At 63.9% G+C, this 21,722-nt stretch carries 16 protein-coding genes; 11 read left to right on the top strand and 5 right to left on the bottom strand.

The features are described 5' to 3' along the window. Window positions 1-14: 14 nt before the first annotated feature. A complete protein-coding gene (locus LOL23_RS15505; RefSeq protein ID WP_160977285.1) occupies window positions 15-521 on the bottom strand; it encodes a TRAP transporter small permease in 507 nt (168 codons plus the stop codon). After that, on the bottom strand, window positions 514-1,506 hold the full coding sequence (locus tag LOL23_RS15510) for a TRAP transporter substrate-binding protein (RefSeq protein WP_160977287.1): 993 nt from the start codon (window positions 1,504-1,506) through the stop codon (window positions 514-516). The genes LOL23_RS15505 and LOL23_RS15510 overlap by 8 nt, the downstream gene beginning before the upstream one ends. A gap of 176 nt (window positions 1,507-1,682) precedes the next feature. Here LOL23_RS15510 and LOL23_RS19100 point away from each other — a divergent pair, with 176 nt between their 5' ends. After that, the gene (locus LOL23_RS19100) at window positions 1,683-2,423 is read left to right on the top strand and encodes a FadR/GntR family transcriptional regulator (protein ID WP_237173848.1); all 741 of its coding nucleotides are present in this window, start codon (window positions 1,683-1,685) and stop codon (window positions 2,421-2,423) included. A 118-nt stretch (window positions 2,424-2,541) separates the two neighbouring features. On the opposite strand, the gene LOL23_RS15520 is transcribed toward LOL23_RS19100, so the two are convergent. Further along, window positions 2,542-3,753, bottom strand: a complete 1,212-nt coding sequence (locus tag LOL23_RS15520; protein WP_160977289.1) for a trans-sulfuration enzyme family protein — start codon at window positions 3,751-3,753, stop codon at window positions 2,542-2,544. Between the two features lie 120 nt (window positions 3,754-3,873). On the opposite strand from LOL23_RS15520, the gene LOL23_RS15525 reads away from it, so the two are divergent. Beyond that, entirely contained in the window at window positions 3,874-4,500 is a 627-nt protein-coding gene (locus LOL23_RS15525) for a LysE family translocator (protein ID WP_160977291.1), read from the top strand. A 148-nt stretch (window positions 4,501-4,648) separates the two neighbouring features. Here the strand turns inward: LOL23_RS15525 and LOL23_RS15530 are convergent, their stop codons facing one another. Further along, complete coding sequence (locus LOL23_RS15530; RefSeq protein WP_160977293.1) at window positions 4,649-5,716, bottom strand: MBL fold metallo-hydrolase; 1,068 nt, start codon at window positions 5,714-5,716, stop codon at window positions 4,649-4,651. A gap of 84 nt (window positions 5,717-5,800) precedes the next feature. Here LOL23_RS15530 and LOL23_RS15535 point away from each other — a divergent pair, with 84 nt between their 5' ends. The 8 genes from LOL23_RS15535 (at window position 5,801) to gluQRS (ending at window position 16,102) form a co-directional block, all read left to right on the top strand. Continuing rightward, complete coding sequence (locus tag LOL23_RS15535) at window positions 5,801-6,286, top strand: MerR family transcriptional regulator (RefSeq protein ID WP_160977295.1); 486 nt, start codon at window positions 5,801-5,803, stop codon at window positions 6,284-6,286. A 160-nt stretch (window positions 6,287-6,446) separates the two neighbouring features. Continuing rightward, entirely contained in the window at window positions 6,447-7,625 is a 1,179-nt protein-coding gene (locus LOL23_RS15540; protein ID WP_160977297.1) for an isovaleryl-CoA dehydrogenase, read from the top strand. 67 nt (window positions 7,626-7,692) lie between these two features. Continuing rightward, window positions 7,693-9,546, top strand: a complete 1,854-nt coding sequence (gene aceK / locus LOL23_RS15545) for a bifunctional isocitrate dehydrogenase kinase/phosphatase (protein WP_237173849.1) — start codon at window positions 7,693-7,695, stop codon at window positions 9,544-9,546. A 17-nt stretch (window positions 9,547-9,563) separates the two neighbouring features. Beyond that, window positions 9,564-10,745, top strand: coding sequence for an acetyl-CoA C-acetyltransferase (locus LOL23_RS15550; protein ID WP_160977300.1), 1,182 nt, complete (start codon window positions 9,564-9,566; stop codon window positions 10,743-10,745). Window positions 10,746-10,920: 175 nt separating this feature from the next. Then, entirely contained in the window at window positions 10,921-12,528 is a 1,608-nt protein-coding gene (locus LOL23_RS15555) for a carboxyl transferase domain-containing protein (protein ID WP_160977301.1), read from the top strand. Between the two features lie 15 nt (window positions 12,529-12,543). Continuing rightward, window positions 12,544-14,592 (top strand): acetyl/propionyl/methylcrotonyl-CoA carboxylase subunit alpha, encoded by a 2,049-nt coding sequence (locus LOL23_RS15560; protein ID WP_237173850.1) that lies wholly within the window; start codon window positions 12,544-12,546, stop codon window positions 14,590-14,592. A 152-nt stretch (window positions 14,593-14,744) separates the two neighbouring features. Beyond that, window positions 14,745-15,206, top strand: coding sequence for a Smg family protein (locus LOL23_RS15565; protein ID WP_160977303.1), 462 nt, complete (start codon window positions 14,745-14,747; stop codon window positions 15,204-15,206). 26 nt (window positions 15,207-15,232) lie between these two features. Further along, entirely contained in the window at window positions 15,233-16,102 is an 870-nt protein-coding gene (gene gluQRS / locus LOL23_RS15570) for a tRNA glutamyl-Q(34) synthetase GluQRS (protein ID WP_160977304.1), read from the top strand. A gap of 126 nt (window positions 16,103-16,228) precedes the next feature. Here the strand turns inward: gluQRS and LOL23_RS15575 are convergent, their stop codons facing one another. Further along, the gene (locus tag LOL23_RS15575) at window positions 16,229-18,805 is read right to left on the bottom strand and encodes a GDYXXLXY domain-containing protein (protein WP_237173851.1); all 2,577 of its coding nucleotides are present in this window, start codon (window positions 18,803-18,805) and stop codon (window positions 16,229-16,231) included. Window positions 18,806-18,870: 65 nt separating this feature from the next. Here LOL23_RS15575 and LOL23_RS15580 point away from each other — a divergent pair, with 65 nt between their 5' ends. Next, window positions 18,871-21,624 (top strand): DNA topoisomerase III, encoded by a 2,754-nt coding sequence (locus LOL23_RS15580; protein ID WP_237173852.1) that lies wholly within the window; start codon window positions 18,871-18,873, stop codon window positions 21,622-21,624. The last annotated feature ends 98 nt before the right edge of the window (window positions 21,625-21,722 follow it).

A 21,722-nucleotide genomic window follows, 5' to 3' on the forward strand; every position in this document is an offset into this window, starting at 1 on the left:
GGGTGCGCGGGGGATCAGTCCAGCGCGGTGTCGACGTTTTCTTCGTAGCCCGCGCGGCGCCCTGTGGCGACGGCCACGGCCGCGTCAAGCAGCGCAATCGTCAGAATAATCATCCCGGCGCTCATGCCCGCCTGCGGAATCCAGAACGGGATGGCCATCAGGCCGGGGCTGACGTCTTGGTATTCGAAGGACTCGAGCGTGAACAACAACACGTTCCAGGACACGAAGGCAGACAGGCCGGCACCGAAGGCGCAGCACCACAGTTCGAGCATCTTTCGGCGCGCGCCACCCATGCTGTTGACCAGCAGGCTCACGCGAACGTGGCCGCCCGCGCGAAAGGTGTAGGCCAGCCCGAGGAACGTCGACGCAGCCATGAAGAAGCCCGACAGCTCTGTGGAGTCGAAGGCAATACCGCGCATGCGCGCAACAACCTGGATGATAATGACGACAGCGATCGCGGCAAGAAAAATGGCGGCCAGCGCACCGCTGGCCAAATACAAGCCGTCGAGTGCCTTACGCATCCCCACCCTTCTTCTTCATGGCCAGGTAGTCATCGAGCACTTTCTGCTGCTCGGGGCTGGCGGTCTCGCGCCAGTCCTTCATCATGGTTTCACCGATGCGCGCCAGCGCTTCCTGGATATCCTTGGGTGCCTCGGTGACTTCCATGCCATGTTGCTTCAGCACCGCAATGGTTGATTCGCCCGCCTCTTTGCTCAATGTAAAGCCACGGTCGGTGGCCCGCTGGCCAGCATCCAGCACGATCTTCTGCACGTCTTTGTCCAGCTTGCGGAACGCGCGATCGTTGATGATGATGCCGTTTTTGTTGTACAGGGTACCGGCGTACATGAAGTATTTGACGTTGTCCCAGGCCTGGATGTCGATACCGGTTTGCGCACTGGTGAACTGGGAGTTGATCAGGCCGGTGGCAAAAGCCTGCGGCACCTCTGCAAACGGCAAAATGGTGGCCTCGAAGCCCAACATCTCGCCCATTTTCTGTGTGGGCTTGGAGTAGATGCGCAGCTTCATGCCCTTGAAGTCTTCCAGCTTCTTGACGGGTGTCTTGGTGTAGAACCCCTGGCCCGGCCAGGGCACATAAGCAATGACGCGCATGCCGTTCTTGCCGAACAGATTATCGAAGTATTTATCCTGGGCCTGGGCGAGCAAGCGCGCCTCTTTGTAGGTGGACGCAATATTGGGAAGGCCATCCAGGTTATAGACCGCGTCTTCGTTGCCGTATACGCCAAAGCGGATCTCGCCCGCCTGCACCTGGCCTGACTGCACCGCGCGCTTGATCGCATCATGCTTGATCAACGTGCCATTGCTGCGAATATCAAACTTGAGGCGGCCGCCGCTTTCTTTCTCGACTTCTTGGGCGAACTGGCGAATGTTCTTGGTGAAAAAGCTGTCTTCGGGATACCCGGTGGCCATTGTCCAGGTGGTTTGGGATAGTGCAAGCCCAGGGGCCGACAGCGCCAGCGCAAGGGCCAGCTTCATGAAGCGTCGCATCACGTTCTCCGGAAGAGGTGTCGGGAAGCAGCGGATGCATGCACGGCGCCAGTGCGGTCTGATCTGGCCAGCCCTCATATCGCTGCCATCATACAGGTGTAGAATAAGCGAGCCCGGAACCTGCTGGAAAGCTAGGGTTATCCCCGCCAGAATGCTGTCCCCAAGGAGGATGCGCCGTGCGCGCCCCAACTACGCAGCCACACTCACGCGGCAGCCTCACAGGCACGCTTATCCGCGAACTATCCAACCGCCTCGACCGCCAGATCTATCGCGCGGGCGAACGCATGCCGTCCGAACACGAGCTGTGCAAAGAGTTCGGCGTCAGCCGTACGGTGGTGCGCGAAGCTGTGGCGTCGCTGCGTCTCGCGGGGCGGCTGGTCAGCAAGCCCGGGGTCGGCGTATTTGTGGTGCCGCCGCCCGCATCAACCGTTAGCCTGCCGCACGTCAGCACCGCCGACGGCCGCGCAGCCCTGCATGTGCTCGAACTGCGCATCGGCCTGGAGGTGGAGGCGGCGGGCCTGGCGGCCGAACGGCGCACGCCGCAAGACATGGCCGACATCGTGGCCGCCTATGACGCCTGCAATACGATCACCGATGCCCGTCGGGCCGCGGAGGCCGACTATGCCTTTCACCTGGCCATTGCACGTGCGTCCAACAACCCGCATTTTCCGCAGCTGCTCCAGTCGTCGATCCGCGACGTGATGCTTGATCTCAACGTCAAACGCACCGGCAGGCCCGACGCCGAACTAGCCGCCTACGAAAAGCGTACAGCGCGCGAGCATGACACCATCGTCACTGCCATCATGCGGGGAGACGCCGGCGCGGCCCGCGCCGCGATGTTCAAACACCTGAACGACAGCGTCGAGCGTTACCGGATGCGCGTACGGCGCCAGGATACGGAGCAGGCGCCGGCCTGAAGGCAACGCAAGGCGTACAACGGAGCCCTTCAATGGCACCGGCCGCCCGCATGTATCCGCGCCTTTCTCCAGTACCCTTGGCCCGGCCGTTCGCCCAAGCCCTTGCGTATAGGGCCGCCTACTGAGCCGCTTCGGAACGTTGGGCCCGGTCAAGCGCGCGGGCAATGTCGGCGATCAGGTCGTCGGGTGACTCCAGGCCAATGTGCAGACGCACGACCGCATGTTCGTCGTGCGGCCAGTAACCATGCGCGCGCAGTGCGCCCGGGTCTACCCGCTGTACCAGGCTTTCGAACCCGCCCCATGAGAACCCAATGCTGAAGAGCTCCAGCCGGTCCACAAACCGGCAGGTGGCGGCATCATCCAGCTTCAGGGCCACGGACAGCATGCCATTGGACCCGGTGCAGTCGCGCTGCCACAAACCGTGGCCAGGATCTTGCGGCCACGCCGGGTGATAGATGCGGGCAACCTCGGGGCGCTGATGCAGGAACTCACATACCCGCAGGGCGTTTTCACCGGCCTGACGCATCCGCAAAGGCAGCGTGCGCGCGCCGCGCAGGGCCAGCCACGCATCGTCGGCGCTGATCGAGTAGCCCATGGCGTAGTGCGTATCGTTGATCCGCCGGACAATGGCCGGATCGCTGGCCATGACGGCACCCAGCATGAGATCGGAGTGGCCGCCCAGATACTTGGTGCCCGCCACGACAGACACATCGGCGCCCAGATCCAACGGGCGGTAGATATAGCCCGAGCCCCAGGTATTGTCGGTGACCAGTACCAGCCCGTGCGCGTGCGCAAACTCGGCCAGCGCCGGCATGTCCAGCATTTCGAACAACAGCGAACCGGGTGATTCTACGTACAGCACCTTGGTATTGGGCTGGAGCGCCGCTTTTAACGCCTCTGGTGTGGCGCGGCAGAACGTGGTGGCGATGCCCATGCGCGACAACACCGAGTGATCCAGATGCCGCACCGGCCCATAGACGCAGTCTGCCGCCAGCATGTGGTCGCCGTTGCCAAGCAGGCTGAACAGCGCCAGTGTGATGGCCCCCAGACCCGAAGAGGCGAGGTAGGCGCGGCGCGCGCCCTCGAGCTCGCAGAACACCTGTTCGAGCGCGGCGTGCGTCTCCATGCCAATGCGCCCATACGTGACCCCACGTTCGCCCTTGGCCTTGTGCGCGGTGGCTCGCTCCAGCGACGCCAAGTCGCGGAAACGCACTGTACTGGTGCGCATGGACGGCAGCGCGACCGGCGCGGCGCCGGTTTCAGGGTCAAAGGGCGCAATGCCCGTATGCTGCAGCGTTGTATCGAGGTGGCGTGGGTGCTTGGTTGTCATGGTCATCCGGCGCGTGTTGTGAGGTTCATGGTTGGGCATTGCACAGCCGCATGCCGCACGCGGCCAGGTTTAGAATGGCAGCTCCGCCCCTTCCGGCTCATAGTGTATCCGTCTCCCGGCATGATTCCAGTAGAAGTTGCCCTGTCCTTCTTCGGTGTCGCCGTGCTGCTGGCGCTGGCGCCGGGCCCCGACAACCTTTTTGTGCTGATGCAATCGGCCATGTGCGGCCGCAAGGCGGGCATGCTGGTGGTGCTGGGGCTGTGCACCGGGTTGGTCGGTCACACAGTGGCGGTGGCTGTCGGTTTGGCCGCTGTGTTTGCCGCCTCGCAGGCCGCCTTCACCGTGCTGAAGCTGGCTGGCGCCGCCTATCTTGTCTACTTGGCCTGGCAGGCGCTGCGCTCGCGCGGCGGCGCCCGTGCCGACGGCAAGCCCGCCGCGCTCACGCCGCGCCGACTCTACCGCCGCGGCATCATCATGAACCTCACCAATCCCAAGGTGTCGCTGTTCTTCCTGGCCTTTTTACCGCAGTTCACCGCGCCCGCGCGCGGCTCGGTGGCGCTGCAGACGCTGGCCCTGGGCGGCCTGTTCATGCTTGCCACGCTGCTGGTGTTTGGCCTGCTCGCCTGGTTCTCGGGCTCACTGGGCGAGCGCCTGCAGTCATCGCCCCGCATCCAGCGTGCGCTGGATCGCCTGGCCGGCATTGTCTTTCTGGGGCTGGCCGTCAAGCTGGCGGTGTCGGGGCGCTGAGGCGCGGCCGCCCCAAGCATGCCCCCCGCACTGCCGTGAACGATATATCTCTTGCCCAACAAAGCACATTGGGCCATCGGCGGAATGTCTGGGTGTATGGCGCCTCAAAGCATGGCCCCAAGGCGCTCGACCGCTCGGGGCTCAACACCTAATCAGCACCGACACGCTGAAAGCGGTAGATGCCGTCCTCGCCCAGAATGCGGCGCAGTTGGCCTTCGTAATACAGGGCGTGCAGGTGGGCCAAGGCCTCGCCCATGGCAAAGGTGAGCTGATGGTGATCCAGCTTGCGACGGAACATCGTGGGCACGATATCGGCGGCGCTTTGGGGCTGCGTACAGGCGGCCAGCACCTCGTCAAGACGTTCGGCGTGATGGGCATGCTGCTGAGCGAGGCGCTCGTGCATATTGCGAAATGGCCGTCCGTGCGAAGGCAGCACCAGGGTTTCGCGCGCCAGGTCGTCATATGCGCGCAGGGAATTCAGGTAAAGCGGCAGCGGGTTGGCTTCGGGCTCGAAGTTGAACACGCTGACGTTGGTGGAGATGCGCGGCAGCAACATGTCGCCCGAGATCAGCACCTGCAGGGTTTCGCAGTACAACGAAGCATGTTCGGGCGCGTGGCCGTAGCCAACAATCACGCGCCACTCGCGGCCACCCACATGGATACGGTCGCCGTTCATAATGCGGCGGAACGTGTGAGGGACGGCCGGCACCAGCCCAGGATAGTAGTTTTTGCGTTTACCGATGGCCTCTTGGGCCTCGGGGTCGACCAAGCCGTGGCGCATGTAGTGCGCCAGCGCACCGTTGCCGCTGGGCCCGCCCGTATGGCTGCCCGTAGACCACAAGCCCGCTGTCGCATAGTCGGTCATCGTCATCCACAGCGGCGCCTGCCAGCGCTCGCACAGCCATGCCGCCAGGCCTATATGGTCGGGATGCATATGAGTGACGATGACCCGCAGCACAGGCAGGCCATCAAGCGCCTCGGCAAAAATCTGTTCCCATTGTGCCTTCACCTCGTCGCGAGCCACGCCACAATCGACGATGGTCCAGCCCTCGCGTCCATCGATTTGATCGCGCAGCAGCCAGACATTAATGTGATCCAGCGCAAAGGGCAGCGGCAGACGCACCCAGCGTACGCCGTCGGCCACGGCCAGCGCGGTGCCCGGCTGGGGCAACTGTTCGCCAAGCGGGTACTCGAGTTTCTGCTCGTTAGGGTTCATGCGGTATGTCTCCGATAGGGATGCTGTGATTCGATGACGTATTATGGCATCATGTTTACGTTAACGTTAACGGCAAGTCAAATCATGGCCGAGCCTACCTGGACCATCTCCGCACTGGCGCAAGAGTTTTCCATTACGCCGCGCACCATACGCTTCTATGAAGACCAAGGCATCGTCAGCCCGCAGCGCGAAGGCCGCAACCGAGTCTACACCGCACGCGACCGCACACGGCTCAAGCTCGCCTTGCGCGGCAAACGCCTGGGCCTGCAGTTAAGCGAAATCGTCAGCCTGATCAATATGTACGATGCACCCACCGACACACAGGCCCAGTTGCGCCACTACCTGGACGTGCTGGGCCAACATCGCGCGCAACTGTTGCGCCAGCGCCAGGACATCGACCTCACGCTGAAGGAAATTGACGAACAGGAAACCATCAGCCGTGGCTTGCTGGCGCGCAAACAAGCGGGCACCGGCCGCAAGGCTGCCACGCCTGAGGCCGCCCCTCAGCCCGCCGACGCCGGCAGGGGCCGCAGCGCCAAGGGCCGCGCCAGTAAAGGGCTGCAGACTTGATCCGCATCGATTTTTGATGTGTGTACCAATTTACGTTTACGTAAACGTAATATAAAATCCCTGACACACTATTTCGCTATGCTGCACGCTTAGGCGGACAGTTGTAAAACATACACAGGGGCACCCTCGGGGCTGCCACCTCGCCAACATGGAGACGACAATGAATCTGCCTGGCCTGAACTTCGACCTCGGCGCCGACCTGGACATGCTACGCGATGCCGTACGCACGTTCGCGCAGGCCGAGATCGCCCCCCGCGCCGCCGAGATCGATCGCAGCGACCAATTTCCCATGGACCTGTGGCGAAAATTCGGCGAACTGGGGCTGCTGGGCATGACGGCCAGCGAAGAGTACGGCGGCGCCAATATGGGCTATCTGGCTCATATGCTGGCCATGGAAGAAATCTCCCGCGCCAGCGCATCGGTGGCGCTGTCGTACGGCGCACATTCCAATCTGTGCGTGAACCAGATCCACCGCAACGGCACCGAGGCGCAAAAGCGCAAGTACCTGCCCAAGCTCATCTCGGGCGAGCACGTCGGCGCACTGGCCATGAGCGAACCGGGCGCCGGCTCCGACGTGGTCAGCATGAAGCTGCGCGCTGACAAGAAAGGCGACCGGTACGTGCTCAACGGCACCAAGATGTGGATCACCAATGGCCCCGACGCAGATACGCTGGTCGTCTATGCCAAGACCGACCCCGAAGCCCATCAGCGCGGCATCACCGCCTTCATCGTCGAGAAAGGCTTCAAGGGCTTTTCGGTGGCGCAAAAACTCGACAAACTCGGCATGCGGGGCAGCCATACCGGCGAGCTGGTGTTCCAGGACTGCGAGGTGCCCGAAGAAAACGTGCTGGGTGCGTTAAACGGCGGCGTCAAGGTGCTGATGAGCGGCCTGGACTACGAACGCGCGGTGCTGGCGGGCGGCCCTTTGGGCATCATGCAGGCCGTCATGGATGTGGTGGTGCCCTATGTGCATGATCGCAAGCAGTTCGGCCAGCCCATCGGCGAATTCCAGCTTATACAAGGCAAGATGGCCGACCTGTACACCACGCTGCAGGCCAGCCGCGCATTCTGCTACACCGTGGGCAAAAACCTTGACCAGCTTGGGGCGGGGCATGTGCGCCAGGTGCGTAAAGACTGTGCCGCGGTCATTCTGTATTGCGCCGAAAAAGCCACCTGGATGGCGGGCGAAGGCGTGCAGATCCTGGGCGGCAACGGCTACATCAACGAATACCCCACCGGCCGCCTGTGGCGCGACGCCAAGCTGTACGAGATCGGTGCAGGCACCAGCGAGATCCGCCGCATGCTGATCGGGCGCGAGCTATTCAACGAAACAGCCTGAAGCGGGGTATCGTATAAGCAGCCAAGCCGCCTGAACAACCGAAACACCTGACTCTTCCAAGCCTGCCATGACCTACGTCGGCGACCATCAACGCATCGAACCCGCAGCGCGCGCCGGCCTCGCGCCGCGCGCTGTTGCGCAAACCATGCTCGATGGCTTCAACCGCCACTACGCACTGTTTCGCTATGGCGCACAGCGCGCCAAGTCGCTGTTCGAATCGGGCGACTGGCATGGCATCCAACAGCTCGCGCGCGAGCGTATCGAGTACTACGACACACGTGTGCGCGAATGCACCACGGTGCTGGCGGCGGCCCTCAAGGGCAGCGACGCCAGGCCGGACGATAACAGCTACAAAAATCTCACGCCGGCTCAGGAAGCCTACTGGCAGGCCGTCAAAGCTGAATTCGTCACGCTGCTGGCGGGCCATCGCCAGCCCGAATGCGCTGAAACGTTCTTCAATTCGGTGTCGTGCCGCATCCTGCATCGGGATTACTTTCACAACGATTTTCTGTTTGTGCGCCCGGCCATCGCCACCGAATACCTGGACAGCCGCCTTCCTTCTTACCGTGTGTACTACCCTACCCGCGAAGGCCTGCAGGCTTCGCTGATCCGCATGCTGGCTGATTTTGGCTTGGCCGCACCGTTTGCCGACCTTCCCGCCGACGCACGCGCGCTGGCCCGCATGGCGGTGCGCCAGCTGCGCGAGCGGCTGCCGCGCGGCGGCTCGCCGCGCCTGGGCGACGACTGCCAGATCCAAGTGCTCAACTCGCTGTTCTTTCGCAACAAAGGCGCCTATGTGGTGGGGCGGCTGATCAACCAGGGTGCCATCCACCCCTTCGCCATTGCCCTGCTGCATACGCCGTCGGGCCATGTGTACGTGGACGCACTGCTGCATACCGCCGACGACTTGAGCACGCTGTTCAGCTTCACGCGCGCGTACTTCCTGGTCGACATGGAAACGCCGGCCGAATATGTCAGCTTCCTGAATTCGCTGTTTCCGCGCAAGCCCAAGGCCGAGATCTACACCACCATCGGCCTGCAGAAACAAGGCAAGACGCTGTTCTACCGCGACTTCCTGTATCACCTGGTGCATTCGCGCGACAGCTTCGACCTGGCACCGGGCATACGCGGCCTGGTGATGACAGTGTTCACGCTGCCGTCTTACCCCTACGTGTTCAAGCTGATTCGCGACCGCATTGCCAAGCCGGGCATGGACCACGCAACGGTGCGCCGCAAGTATCAGATGGTCAAGAAGCACGACCGCGTGGGCCGCATGGCCGATACGTGGGAGTATTCACAGGTTGCCCTGCCACGCGCGCGCTTTTCGCCCGCCCTGCTTGCCGAGCTGCGCGACCAAGTACCCAGCCTGCTCGAAGAAGACGGCGACACCATCGTACTGCGGCATGTGTATATCGAGCGCCGCATGACGCCACTAAACCTGTATCTGACGCGGGCATCCGATACGGCGGTAGAGCAGGCCGTGCGCCACTATGGCGACGCCATCCGCGAACTGGCGGCGGCCAACATCTTCCCGGGCGACATGCTGTTCAAGAACTTCGGCCTCACCCGCCTGGGCCGGGTCGTGTTCTATGATTACGATGAAATCCAGCGCATGACGGAGATGAACTTCCGCCGCATCCCGCCCGCCCCCAACCCCGAGGCCGAACTGTCCGACGAACCGTGGTATCCGGTGGGCGCGAACGATGTATTTCCGGAAGAATTCCGGCATTTCCTGCTGGGCGATCCGCGGGTGCGCCATGCCTTTCTCAAGTATCACGCCGACCTGCTCGATGCCGATTGGTGGCAGGCTTGCCGCGCGCGCGCCGGCGCCGGACGCATCGAAGATATTTTTCCGTACGAGGCCAGCCGACGCTTGCCAAGCGTTCTCGCCTTTCACCCTCAATCAGACACCCCACGCTGAATCACAGGAGCATTATCATGTCCGATCCCGTCGTTATCGTGTCCATTGCCCGTACGCCCATGGGCGGCATGATGGGCAGCTTGTCCGGCCTCGCCGCCCATGAACTGGGTGCCATTGCGATCAAGGCTGCCGTCGAACGCGCCGGTATCCAGCCCGAGGCCGTCGATGAAGTCATCATGGGCAACGTCCTGCAGGCTGGCCAGGGCCAGGCGCCAGCCCGCCAAGCCGCGCTGGGCGCAGGCCTGCCCAAGGGCGTGGGCTGCACCACCGTCCACAAGGTGTGCGGCTCCGGCCTGAAGGCTGCCATGTTCGGCCACGACCTGCTGCTTGCCGGCAGTGCAAACGTCATCGTGGCTGGCGGCCAGGAAAGCATGAGCAACGCCCCCTACCTGCTGCTGCGCGGCCGCCAGGGCTATCGCTACGGCCATTCCACCGTATACGACCACATGGCCCTGGATGGCCTGGAAGACGCCTACCAGCGCGGCACCGCCATGGGCGTGTTTGCCGAAGACTGCGCCGCCAAGTATTCCTTCACACGCGAGCAGCAGGACGCCTTCGCGCTCGAGTCGCTGCGCCGCGCCCGCGCTGCCACGGAAGACGGCAGCTTCAAGTGGGAAATCGCACCCGTGACGGTGGCCGGCCGCAAGGGCGACACGGTGATCGACACAGACGAAGCACCCATGAAGGCCATGCCCGAGAAAATTCCCGGCCTCAAGCCCGCCTTCAAGAAAGATGGCACGGTAACGGCCGCCAATGCCTCGTCTATTTCGGACGGCGCGGCTGCCATGGTGCTGATGCGCGAATCCACCGCCAAGAAACTCGGCGCCACGCCACTGGCCCGCATCGTCGGCCACAGCCAGCACTCGCAAGAACCTGGCTGGTTCACCACAGCGCCCGTGGGCGCGCTGCAGAAGCTGCTCGAGCGCGCGGGCTGGAAAGCCGAAGACGTCGATCTGTACGAAATCAACGAAGCCTTCGCGGTGGTGACAATGGCCGCCATGAATGAGCTGAACCTGCCGCACGACAAAGTGAACGTGCACGGCGGCGCCACGGCGATGGGCCACCCCATCGGTGCATCGGGCGCCCGCCTGATGGCCACGCTGGTCGGCGCGCTGCGCAAAACAGGCGGCAAACGCGGCATCGCCACGCTGTGCATCGGCGGCGGCGAAGCAGTGGCCATGGCTATCGAAATGGTCTGAACGGCAATGCCGGGCTGCAGTGCGGCCGACCAGGCATCCGGGGCAAGTCATCGGCCCCGGCATTGCTTGGCCGGCACGGCAGCCAGGCGTGCTGCACACGTCCGGCCGACGTAACCGGCCACCCGCGCCAGCCTGAAACGGGCCGGCCAGAGGAGACATTTTTTCTGGAATCGCTATGCCCGTCATAGAAAGCAAAATAAATCCCCGGTCGCAGGCGTTCGTCGACAATGCCGCCGCCATGCAAGCCCAGGTCGATGACTTGCGCGACCAGCTCTTGCGCACCGCACGCGGCGGCACCGATGCCGCGCGCGCCAGACACCTGGCGCGCGGCAAGCTGCTGCCGCGCGACCGTGTCGAGAAACTGCTCGATCCGGGAACGCCTTTCCTGGAACTTTCGCCCATGGCGGCCCACGATGTCTATAACAACGACGCGCCCGGCGCAGGGCTGATCACGGGCATCGGCCGCGTTGCCGGCATCGAATGCATGGTGGTGTGCAACGACGCAACAGTAAAGGGCGGCACCTACTATCCACTGACCGTCAAGAAACACCTGCGCGCGCAAGAGATCGCACGCGAGAACCGCCTGCCCTGCATTTACCTGGTGGACTCGGGCGGCGCCAATCTGCCAAACCAGGACGAAGTCTTTCCAGACCGAGAACACTTCGGGCGCATCTTCTACAACCAGGCCACCATGTCGGCCCTTGGCATTGCCCAGATTGCTGTGGTGATGGGGTCGTGCACAGCTGGCGGCGCCTATGTGCCAGCCATGAGCGATGAGTCCATCATTGTCAAAAATCAGGGCACGATCTTTCTGGGCGGCCCCCCGCTGGTCAAAGCCGCCACGGGCGAAGTCGTAAGCGCCGAAGACCTGGGCGGCGGCGACGTGCATACCCGCTTGTCGGGCGTAGCCGATCACCTGGCCAACGACGACTTGCACGCGCTGAACCTGGCCCGCCAGGCCATCGCGCGGCTGAACCTGCGCAAGCAGCCCGCCATGGCGCTGCGCATACCGGCTGAACCCTTGTACGATCCGCGGGAACTGAACGGCATCATCCCCACAGACACCCGCAAGCCCTATGACGTTCGCGAAGTCATTGCCCGCATCGTCGACGGCTCGGAATTCGATGAGTTCAAGGCGCGCTTCGGCACCACGCTGGTGACAGGGTTTGCGCACATACACGGCATGCCGGTCGGCATCATCGCCAACAACGGCATCTTGTTCTCCGAAGCCGCGCAAAAAGGCACGCACTTCATCGAGCTGTGCTGCCAGCGCAAGATACCGCTGATCTTCCTGCAGAACATCACCGGCTTCATGGTGGGCCGCAAATACGAAAACGAAGGCATCGCGCGCCACGGCGCCAAGATGGTCACAGCCGTATCCACCGCATCGGTGCCCAAGTTCACGGTGCTCATCGGCGGGTCATTCGGCGCCGGCAATTACGGCATGTGCGGCCGCGCCTTCGGCCCGCGCATGCTGTTCCTGTGGCCCAATGCACGCATTTCTGTCATGGGCGGCGAACAGGCGGCCAGTGTGTTGGCCACCGTCAAGCGCGACGGTATCGAGGCTCGCGGCGGCACCTGGAGCGCCGACGAAGAAGAAGCGTTCAAAGCGCCGATCCGCGACCAGTACGAACACGAAGGCCATCCCTACTACGCCACCGCCCGGCTATGGGACGACGGCATCATCCAGCCCGCCGACACGCGCCGCGTGTTGGCGCTGGCACTGTCCGCCGCCCTCAATGCCCCGATCGACGACACGCGCTTCGGCGTGTTCCGCATGTAAGCGCAAGGAGTCCACGTGTTCACCACCCTGCTTATCGCAAATCGCGGCGAAATCGCCTGCCGCGTAGCCGCCACCGCGCGGCGCATGGGCCTGCGCACAGTCGCGGTCTATTCCGATGCCGATACCACCGCGCGCCATGTCGCCGCCTGCGACACCGCCGTACATATCGGCGGCCCCGAACCGCGCCAGAGCTACCTGCGCGCCGATGCCATCATCGACGCCGCGCGCCGCAGCGGCGCCCAAGCTATCCATCCAGGCTACGGATTCTTGTCGGAAAACCAAGCCTTTGCCCAGGCCTGCGCCGACGCGGGCATTGTGTTCGTGGGCCCGCCCGGCAGCGCCATTGCTGCCATGGGCAGCAAATCCGCCGCCAAAAGCCTGATGGAAAAAGCCGGCGTACCGCTGGTACCCGGCTACCACGGTGACAACCAGGACTCAGCCTTTCTGCAACAGCAGGCCGATGCCATTGGCTATCCGGTGCTCATCAAGGCCAGCGCCGGTGGCGGCGGCAAAGGCATGCGCATTGTGAACAGCGCCGATGCGTTCGCCGATGCGCTGGCATCTTGCAAGCGAGAAGCCGCCAGCAGTTTTGGCGACGACAAGGTATTGATCGAGCGCTACCTCACCAAGCCGCGCCACATCGAGATCCAGGTGTTTGCCGACACCCACGGTAACTGTGTCTATCTGTTCGAGCGCGACTGCTCTGTGCAGCGGCGCCACCAGAAAGTGATCGAAGAGGCGCCCGCCCCGGGGATGACGGAGGAACGACGCCGCGCCATGGGTGAAGCCGCCGTGGCGGCCGCCAAAGCCGTGGGTTACGTAGGCGCGGGCACGGTGGAATTCATTGCCGAGCCCGACGGCCGCTTCTACTTCATGGAGATGAACACCCGCCTGCAGGTAGAGCACCCGGTCACCGAAATGATCACCGGCCACGATCTGGTCGAGTGGCAGCTGCGGGTGGCTGCGGGCCAGCCGCTGCCCGCCCGCCAGGAAAACCTGCGCCTGGCCGGGCACGCCATCGAGGCGCGCATCTATGCCGAGAACCCCGACAATGGCTTCCTGCCTTCTATCGGCACGCTATCCACGCTGGTCTTCCCCCCGCATGTGGCGTTTCGCAATGGCGACGTCCGCGTCGATGGCGGCGTGCGCGTCGGCGATACCATCACGCCCTACTACGACCCGATGATTGCCAAGCTTATCGTACGAGGCGATGACCGCGACCAGGCCCGCGCACGCATGGCGCAAGCGCTGGCCGACATCCGCAGCGTGGGTGTGCAGACCAATATTGCCTTTCTGCGCCGGCTGATGCTCGACGACGCCTTTGCGGCCGCCGACCTGGATACCGGGCTGATCGAACGTCGCAACCATGCGTTGTTTCCACCTGCGCGCCCCGCAACGGAAACCGAACTCGCCCTGGCCGTGGCAGCCTTGCTGGCGCGCCAGGGGCTGCCCAGCCACAATCCGCGCAATGCGGAACGTCGCCAGGATCCATGGAACGCGGCAGACGGCTGGCGCGTGGCGGGCCAATATCGGCAAGCGTTTACCCTGGTTGATGGCAGTATCAGCCGTCAGGTACGCATCGCGAGCGCGGACGGCGCGTGGACATTCGCCGTGCTACCTGAAGGCGCCACGGCGGCCGACCCCGGCGAAACGCTGGCGCACCACCTGGAATGGCGGGTACAGGAAGCCGGCGGCGTTTATCAGATCCGCATCCGCCTGGACGGCACGGACGCCAATGCCAGTGTGGTCATTGAGGGGGAACGCATCCATGTGTATGCGCAAGGCGCCACGCGTGTCCTGCAATTGCACGACCCTGTCACCCATGCCAGCGATGACGCCGGCGATCATGGTGGCAGCCTTGCCGCCCCGATGCCGGGCAAAATCATCGCTATTGCCGTACAGGCGGGGGATACCGTGCGCAGCGGCGATACCTTGCTGGTCATGGAAGCCATGAAAATGGAGCATACGATCTCTGCCCCGAAGGACGGCACGGTGGGCGAGATATTCTTTGCGGTGGGCGATCAGGTAACAGATGGCGCCGAATTGATTACACTGGAGAGCTAAGCCGCGAGCCCCCTTGGGCGACGTAGGATTACCGCAACAATCCCAAGTTGCCGGGGGCCAGAAATCAGCGTACAGTGGATCCGACTGTATCCCGGTTTTCCCTTCAAAAGTTTTCAGTTTTTCTTGTAAACGGCAACCGGAACCTCTCAGCTATGTACGATATTCTGGTCTATCTGTTCGAAAATTATTACACGCCCCAGGCCTGCCCCGAGGCAGACGTCCTGGCCCACAAACTGGCCGCCGTGGGCTTCGAGCACGAAGACATTAACGAGGCCTTGGGCTGGCTCAATGGGCTAGCGGAAACCACCGAACAGTGCGGGCCTCTGGCCCAGTTGCCTCAAAGCAACAGTCGGCGCATCTTCACCGATTACGAATACCAGACGCTGGGCAGCCAAGCCATCGGCTTTATCACCTTCCTGGAAAACTCTGGTGTGCTGCCCGCTGCGCTGCGCGAGATCGTGATCGAACGGGCTCAGGCCACACACGAATCACCCATTTCGCTCGGCAAAATCAAGATCATTGCGCTCATGGTGCTCTGGAGCCAGGAGGCCGAGGTCGACCACCTGATTTTCGAAGAATTGCTGGCCGACGACCGCACCCGCCTGTCGCATTAATCCAGCTGCTTTTGTTCCAGCCCCCCATGGCCGACGGTCTCCGCGACACCATGCCCGGCTATCGGGGGCGCTTTGCGCCCAGCCCCAGCGGCCCCTTGCACAATGGGTCGCTGCTGGCCGCCATGGCCAGCTATCTGGATGCCCGCGCCCACAGGGGCCAGTGGCTGCTGCGCATCGAAGATATTGATACACCCCGCACCATCCCCGGCGCCGATCACGTCATCATGCGCCAACTACAACACCTGGGCATGCGCTGGGACGGCGACCCCGCGTGGCAGTCGCAACGGCTGGCGCTATACCAGTCCATCTTCGACGCCCTGCGTGAACGCAAGCTCGCCTATCCCTGCGGCTGCACGCGCCAGGAGCTGGCCGCCGAAGGCCGCTATCCTGGCACCTGCAGCCGTGGCCTGCCGCCGGGGCGTACACCACGCGCGTGGCGCTTCCGTGTGCCCGAAGGCGTGGAACGCTTCACCGACCGTTGGTTCGGCCCCCAGGCGCAGGATGTGCAAGCCGAAGTGGGCGATTTCATCATCAAACGCGCCGATGGTTGCTGGGCGTACCAGTTGGTGGTGGTCATCGACGACGGCGAACAGGGCATCACCGATATTGTGCGGGGCGCCGACCTGCTCGATTCGACCGAAAGGCAGCGCATGCTGGCCCGCACCATGGGCTATCGATGCCCTGAAGTAATGCATGTGCCGCTACTGTGCGACGCCTCGGGGCGCAAGCTCTCAAAGCAGAACCACGCTGCGGCGATGGACTTGGCCCACCCCTTGGAGACCCTGAACCTTGCCTGGGCGGGCCTGGGCTTCACGCCCTTGCACACAGATACTATTGACGCGTTCTGGCAGGAGGCCCTGCCGCGCTGGGCAGAACGCTTCGGTATCCGCGCCTGACACCCCAGCAGGCGCACCGCCGCGCAACACGCAGGCGGGGGTGGCTGCCACGTATCGCTCTGCGCGTGCCTCATCCTCACCACCGCACCATGGCGCCACACAGGCGTGGCTCGCCCCGCCGGCCCCTCACCGCGGAGCGATAGGCTTAAGCTGTGCGTCCAGCAGACCCGTCAGCAAGGCACTGCCGCGGCGATCCACGGCAAACACGCCATAGCGGGCCGGCGCATATCGGGCGGCCTGCCCCTCGGGGAAGAACCACGCGTCCGTTGCAAGCCGCAACTGCCCACCCCGCAGCCAGAACGCCAGCACCGTATCGCCCTCCTGCGCGACACCCTCCTGAGGCGCGTGCTGCAGACCCACCAGTTGGAACACCCCCTGGCCGTCGGGCCGCAGCCTGAGATAACCGCGGCGCCACAGCCAGGCAGCATCCGATTGCCGCATGATCTGCCCGTAGGCTTGCCGCGCCACAGCGAAATCCAGAGCCATGTAGTCGCCCTGGATCAGCGCGCGCGGATCGACAGGCGCCAAGGCCAGCACGACGCGCTGCCCATGTGCCAATATCTGTTCGCGCTGGTAGATCAGCCCGTTTGCCACCCCCAACACAACCAGCAAGCCCGCAACAGGGCCTGCAAATGCGGCCAGGGCCGATCGGGGGGGCCGGGCTTCGCTTTGACCTCCACGGCCCGCTGCCGTGCCTGCACGGCGCAGCCCCGCCCAGCACAGCAACAGCCACGCGCCGGTAGCCGCCAGGACTAGGGCTTTTTGCAGCAGTGTGGCCTGGATCTGGAAATAAAAGACCCCCAGGTAGGCCAACAAGGCGGCAGCCCCAAAAGCCAGCAGCACCCGGCTGCTCAGGGCATAACCAAACAAAACCCACAGCAGGGCAATGGAGATGCCAGGCGCGCCCAGCCAGCCCGTGCTGGCCACCGCCAATGCCAGGGGCGCCCCCAAGCGCAGCACACGGTTGTGCGTACCAAGCTGCAGCAGCACGCCCAGTGCGAGCGGCGGCAGCACGGCAAACGCTGCCCAGAGCATCCACAAGGCCGGCGGCATGGCCGAGGCCAGCAGTGTGGGCGCGGGCGCAAACGCTGCCCCGAACTGCGCGAGCAGGATCAGCGCGCAGGCCAATGGCGCCCAGATGGCGCGCCCGCCAGGCCGAACCGCCGCCACCAGCGCCAACACCGCCAGCATGGTGAACAGCCATACCCGCACGTATACGTGATACAGCCAGCCAGACGTTGCCGCGTCCAAACCCGACACGACACCCAGCACGCCGTCGGGCCAACTCAATACGGCGATCGTAGCCAGCACAGCGAAGGCACACACAGCCCGAAAAACGCCGCCCGGCAGTAGCAGATACAGGAGAACACCGCCGCCTCCTAGTAGCAATAATGCGAAAAAAGGCTGGTATTCGGCGAAGAAGATGCCAAATGAGAACAGAACCGCACCCGTCACGCCCAGCACCACGGCCATGTCCCGCATCACCTCTGGGCCGACGCGGCGAAGCCAGGACAAGCGCGGCGTGGTATCGGGCAGCGCGGCGGCAGGGGTGGCCGGCACGATCGCGGATGGGGGCGATGCGGCATCCCGCCACGGCGGCCCCAGGGCGCGAAACGGCTCGCTGCGGTACAGGAGGCCGCCCGCAGCCGCCAACGCAAGGCCGGCGACCCAGACAAAGGACTCGGGGATGTCCAGCGTCATGGCCAACAGTGCGATCAGCAGTATCGCCACCACACTGACGGCCAGGAAACGGAACAGCGCGACGAACCAAAGGCTGCCCGCACCCGGCGCACCCCGACTGCCCGCCATCCGGCTCAGGTGCCGGATGGCAAGGAGCGCCACGGCAAGAAGCAGTGCGATCGCCAGCGCTAGCGTACCCGTGCCGCGCACCGCCTCGACCGCCGGGATAGCGAGCAAGACGAACACCCCCGCCATGGCGACGGCCACGACAACGTGATCGCGCCTGCGCCACCGATACACGGCGTACAGGGCGGCCATGACGGCAATGCCCGTAAGCGCGGCAGGCCAGGCGCCGGGGCGCCCGCCCACACCCGCTAGCGCCGCTGTGCAAAAGGCGCCAGCCACCGCTGCCGCAAGCAGGCGCGGGCCCAGCCGCCACCTGTCGTCCAACCGTGCGATGAGAGCCTCCCAGGCGGCCAACAACGCAAGGTTGAGCGCCGCCAGTATCATGGGTACATGTGTTGCCGGGCCTGGCATCCAGAACGCGGGGCCGGCCGGGCTAATGTATAAATAACGCCCGGTACCCAGATTAATCAGCACAGCGAGCAACAGCCCCATGACGACCGTGGGGCGGGCCAGGAACCAGGGCACCAGCAGCAACGCCCACAGGATGAACAATTGCCAGCTATCCGCGCCAGTTTGATATATTTGCCCGATCACAGCCAGCAGCGCACCGGCTGCGACCGCCGCCAGGGCCATCAATATGGCCGCCGGCGACGTATTGCGCGCCTGCCCGCCACTAGAGCGCAAGCCAGCCCAGCCAGCCAGCAGCGTCAGCAGCACCAGCAGGCCTTGAAGGCCAGCCAGTTTCTGCAGGTTGGTCACACGCGGCCAATTGGCCGCAATCCAGCACACCAAGGCTGCCGCCAGCAGCAGGCAGGCCATGGCCAACGCAGTTTTGCGCAAAAATGCGCGCCAGTCCGGTGACTGGCGGAAGACGAGATGATGGGATCCGACTTGCATAGTGCGATTCTCCCCCCGTATCATTGCCCGCGCTATTGCTGCTTTCGTGCAGTTACTGGAAACACATGACAAAAACGCTGATTATTGCCGAGAAACCCTCAGTCGCCCTCGATATTTCAAGGGCCCTGGGCGGTTTCACCCGCCAGGGCGATTACTTCGAGAGCGACGACTACGTACTCTCTTCAAGTGTCGGGCACCTGCTGACACTGGTGGCGCCCAACGACCCCGTGCGAGGCAAATGGAGCTTCGCCCACCTGCCGGTCATTCCGCCCCAGTTCGAACTCGGCCCGGCCGACAAGCGTTCGTCCGAGCGGCTCAAGCTGCTGGTCAAGCTGCTCAAGCGCAAAGATGTCGGCGCCATCATCAACGCCTGCGACGCGGGCCGCGAGGGCGAACTGATTTTCCGCTACATCGTGCAATACGCGGGCGTCAAAAAGCCTGTCCAGCGCCTGTGGCTGCGATCCATGACGCAGGCCGCCATCCGTGAGGCCTTCGACAACCTGCGCGACGACGAAACCATGAAGCCGCTGGAGGCGGCCGCGCGCTCGCGCGCCGAGGCCGACTGGCTGGTCGGCATCAATGGCACGCGCGCCATGACAGCCTTCAACAGCAAAGATGGCGGCTTCTTCAAGACGCCCGTGGGCCGCGTGCAGACGCCCACGCTGGCCATTGTGAACGAGCGCGAAGAGCGCATCCGTAAGTTCCAGCCGCGCGACTACTGGGAGGTGCATGCCACCTTCGTGGCTGCCGCCGGCCTGTACGAGGGCCGCTGGTTCGACCCCCGCTTTACCAAAGACGAGCGTGACGCCGAAAAACGCGACTCACGCCTGTGGTCGCAAATGGCGGCACAAACCATTGTTACCGCCTGCCGCGGCAACCCGGGCATTGTCAGCGAAGAGTCCAAGCCGTCCACGCAGTCCTCGCCCGCGCTGTTCGACCTCACGTCGCTGCAGCGCGAGGCCAACTCGCGCTTCGGCTTTTCCGCCAAGACCACGCTGGCACTGGCCCAAACTCTGTACGAACGCCACAAGGCGCTCACCTATCCGCGTACCGATTCGCGCTACCTGCCCGAAGATTACGTGGGCACGGTCAACCAGACCATGCAAGCCCTGGCCGCCGGGGGCTCCGCCACCGCCGCCGGTGTACGCCCCTTTGCCGAACAGGTCGTGCGCGAAAAATGGGTCAAGCCCAACCGCCGCATTTTTGACAACAAGAAGGTGTCGGACCACTTCGCCATCATCCCCACCCTGCAGATCCCGCGCGAGCTGAGCGACGCCGAAAGCAAGATCTACGAGCTGGTGGTGCGCCGCTTCCTGGCCGTGTTCTTCCCGGCGGCCGAATTCCGAATCACCACGCGCATCACCGAAGTTTCGGGCCACCACTTCAAGACCGAAGGCAAGGTGCTGGTGTCGCCAGGCTGGCTGGCCATCTACGGCCGCGAGGCCCAGGGCGACGACACCAGCCTTGTGCCTGTATCCGACGGCGAAAAAGTGCGCACCGAAGACGTCGAGGCCCGCGGCTTGGTCACCAAGCCACCCGCGCGGTACACCGAAGCCACGCTGCTGTCGGCGATGGAAGGCGCGGGCAAGCTCGTGGACGACGAAGCGCTGCGCGAGGCCATGTCCGAGCGCGGTTTGGGCACACCAGCCACGCGGGCGGCCATCATCGAAGGCCTGCTCAATGAAGGCTACCTGCGCCGCGAGGGCCGCGAACTAGTGCCCAGTGCCAAGGCGCGCCAGCTCATGACGCTGCTCTCGGGCCTGGGGGTCAACGAACTCACCTCGCCCGAACTCACTGGCGAATGGGAGCACCGCCTCAAGCAGATTGAGCACCGCCAGCTGGACCGCGATGCCTTCATGCGCGAAATCGCCCAAATGACACAGGTGATCGTCAAGCGGGCCAAAGAGTACGAGCGCGATACTGTACCGGGCGACTACGCCACGCTACAGACGCCCTGCCCTAAATGCGGCGGCGTGGTGAAAGAAAACTACCGCCGCTACGCGTGCACCAATTGTGATTTCTCCATCGGCAAGCACCCGGGCGGGCGCACATTCGAAATCCAGGAGGTCGAAGACCTGCTGGCCAAGCGCGAGCTCGGCCCACTGTCGGGCTTCATCAGCAAGATGGGCCGCCCCTTTGCGGCGCTGCTGCGTATTACCGACGACTACAAGCTCGAGTTCGACTTCGGCCAAAAAGACGACGACGACGCTGAGCCTGTGGATTTCTCGGGCCACACACCGGTGGGCAACTGCCCAAAGTGCGGGCACAAGGTGTTCGAATACGGCATGAATTATGTGTGCGAAAAGTCTGTGGGCCCCGAGAAAACCTGTGATTTCCGCACCGGCAAGGTGATTCTGCAGCAAGAGATCTCGGCCGAGCAGGTTAGCAAGCTGCTGAATGACGGCAAGACGGATCTGCTCGACGGCTTCGTGTCCAGCCGCACCAACCGCAAATTCAAGGCCTTCCTGGTCAAGCAGGACAACGGCAAGATCGGCTTCGAGTTCGAGCCGCGCCCGGCCAAGGCGGGCGCCCGCAAGGCAGCCGCCGCGGCGGGAGACGGCGCGGACGCCGGCACTGCAGCCAAAACGGCGGCGAAATCAGCGGGCAAGGCGGCTGCCAAGACAGCGACCAAGACGGCGGCAAAGAAAACCGCCGCCAAGAAGGCCGCAGCCAAGAGTGCTGCCAAGCCTGCTGCCAAAAAGGCCACGGCAAGCAAAACGGCCACCAAGGCCGCTGCCAAAACAGCCACCAAGCGCGCCGCCAAGAAGGCAGCGCCGGCGGCAGCGTCCGATTACGACGACGACGATCCGCCGTTCTGATCCTGGGGCGGCGGGCGTCAAGGCCGCTTAGCCTCTTCTGGGGCCACTTTGGCGGCCTCTGGTGCGGCCCTTGAAATGGGCCACACTGTCATCGGCCG

This window comes from Paracandidimonas lactea (assembly GCF_021653995.1).
Lineage (GTDB): Bacteria > Pseudomonadota > Gammaproteobacteria > Burkholderiales > Burkholderiaceae_B > Allopusillimonas > Allopusillimonas lactea.

Coding starts and splice junctions, on each gene's coding strand:
- LOL23_RS15505 (WP_160977285.1), bottom strand. CDS start 521: ATGCGTAAGGCACTCGACGGCTTGTATTTGGCCAGCGGTGCGCTGGCC.
- LOL23_RS15510 (WP_160977287.1), bottom strand. CDS start 1,506: ATGCGACGCTTCATGAAGCTGGCCCTTGCGCTGGCGCTGTCGGCCCCT.
- LOL23_RS15520 (WP_160977289.1), bottom strand. CDS start 3,753: ATGACAACCAAGCACCCACGCCACCTCGATACAACGCTGCAGCATACG.
- LOL23_RS15525 (WP_160977291.1), top strand. CDS start 3,874: ATGATTCCAGTAGAAGTTGCCCTGTCCTTCTTCGGTGTCGCCGTGCTG.
- LOL23_RS15530 (WP_160977293.1), bottom strand. CDS start 5,716: ATGAACCCTAACGAGCAGAAACTCGAGTACCCGCTTGGCGAACAGTTG.
- LOL23_RS15535 (WP_160977295.1), top strand. CDS start 5,801: ATGGCCGAGCCTACCTGGACCATCTCCGCACTGGCGCAAGAGTTTTCC.
- LOL23_RS15540 (WP_160977297.1), top strand. CDS start 6,447: ATGAATCTGCCTGGCCTGAACTTCGACCTCGGCGCCGACCTGGACATG.
- aceK (WP_237173849.1), top strand. CDS start 7,693: ATGACCTACGTCGGCGACCATCAACGCATCGAACCCGCAGCGCGCGCC.
- LOL23_RS15550 (WP_160977300.1), top strand. CDS start 9,564: ATGTCCGATCCCGTCGTTATCGTGTCCATTGCCCGTACGCCCATGGGC.
- LOL23_RS15555 (WP_160977301.1), top strand. CDS start 10,921: ATGCCCGTCATAGAAAGCAAAATAAATCCCCGGTCGCAGGCGTTCGTC.
- LOL23_RS15565 (WP_160977303.1), top strand. CDS start 14,745: ATGTACGATATTCTGGTCTATCTGTTCGAAAATTATTACACGCCCCAG.
- gluQRS (WP_160977304.1), top strand. CDS start 15,233: ATGGCCGACGGTCTCCGCGACACCATGCCCGGCTATCGGGGGCGCTTT.
- LOL23_RS15575 (WP_237173851.1), bottom strand. CDS start 18,805: ATGCAAGTCGGATCCCATCATCTCGTCTTCCGCCAGTCACCGGACTGG.
- LOL23_RS15580 (WP_237173852.1), top strand. CDS start 18,871: ATGACAAAAACGCTGATTATTGCCGAGAAACCCTCAGTCGCCCTCGAT.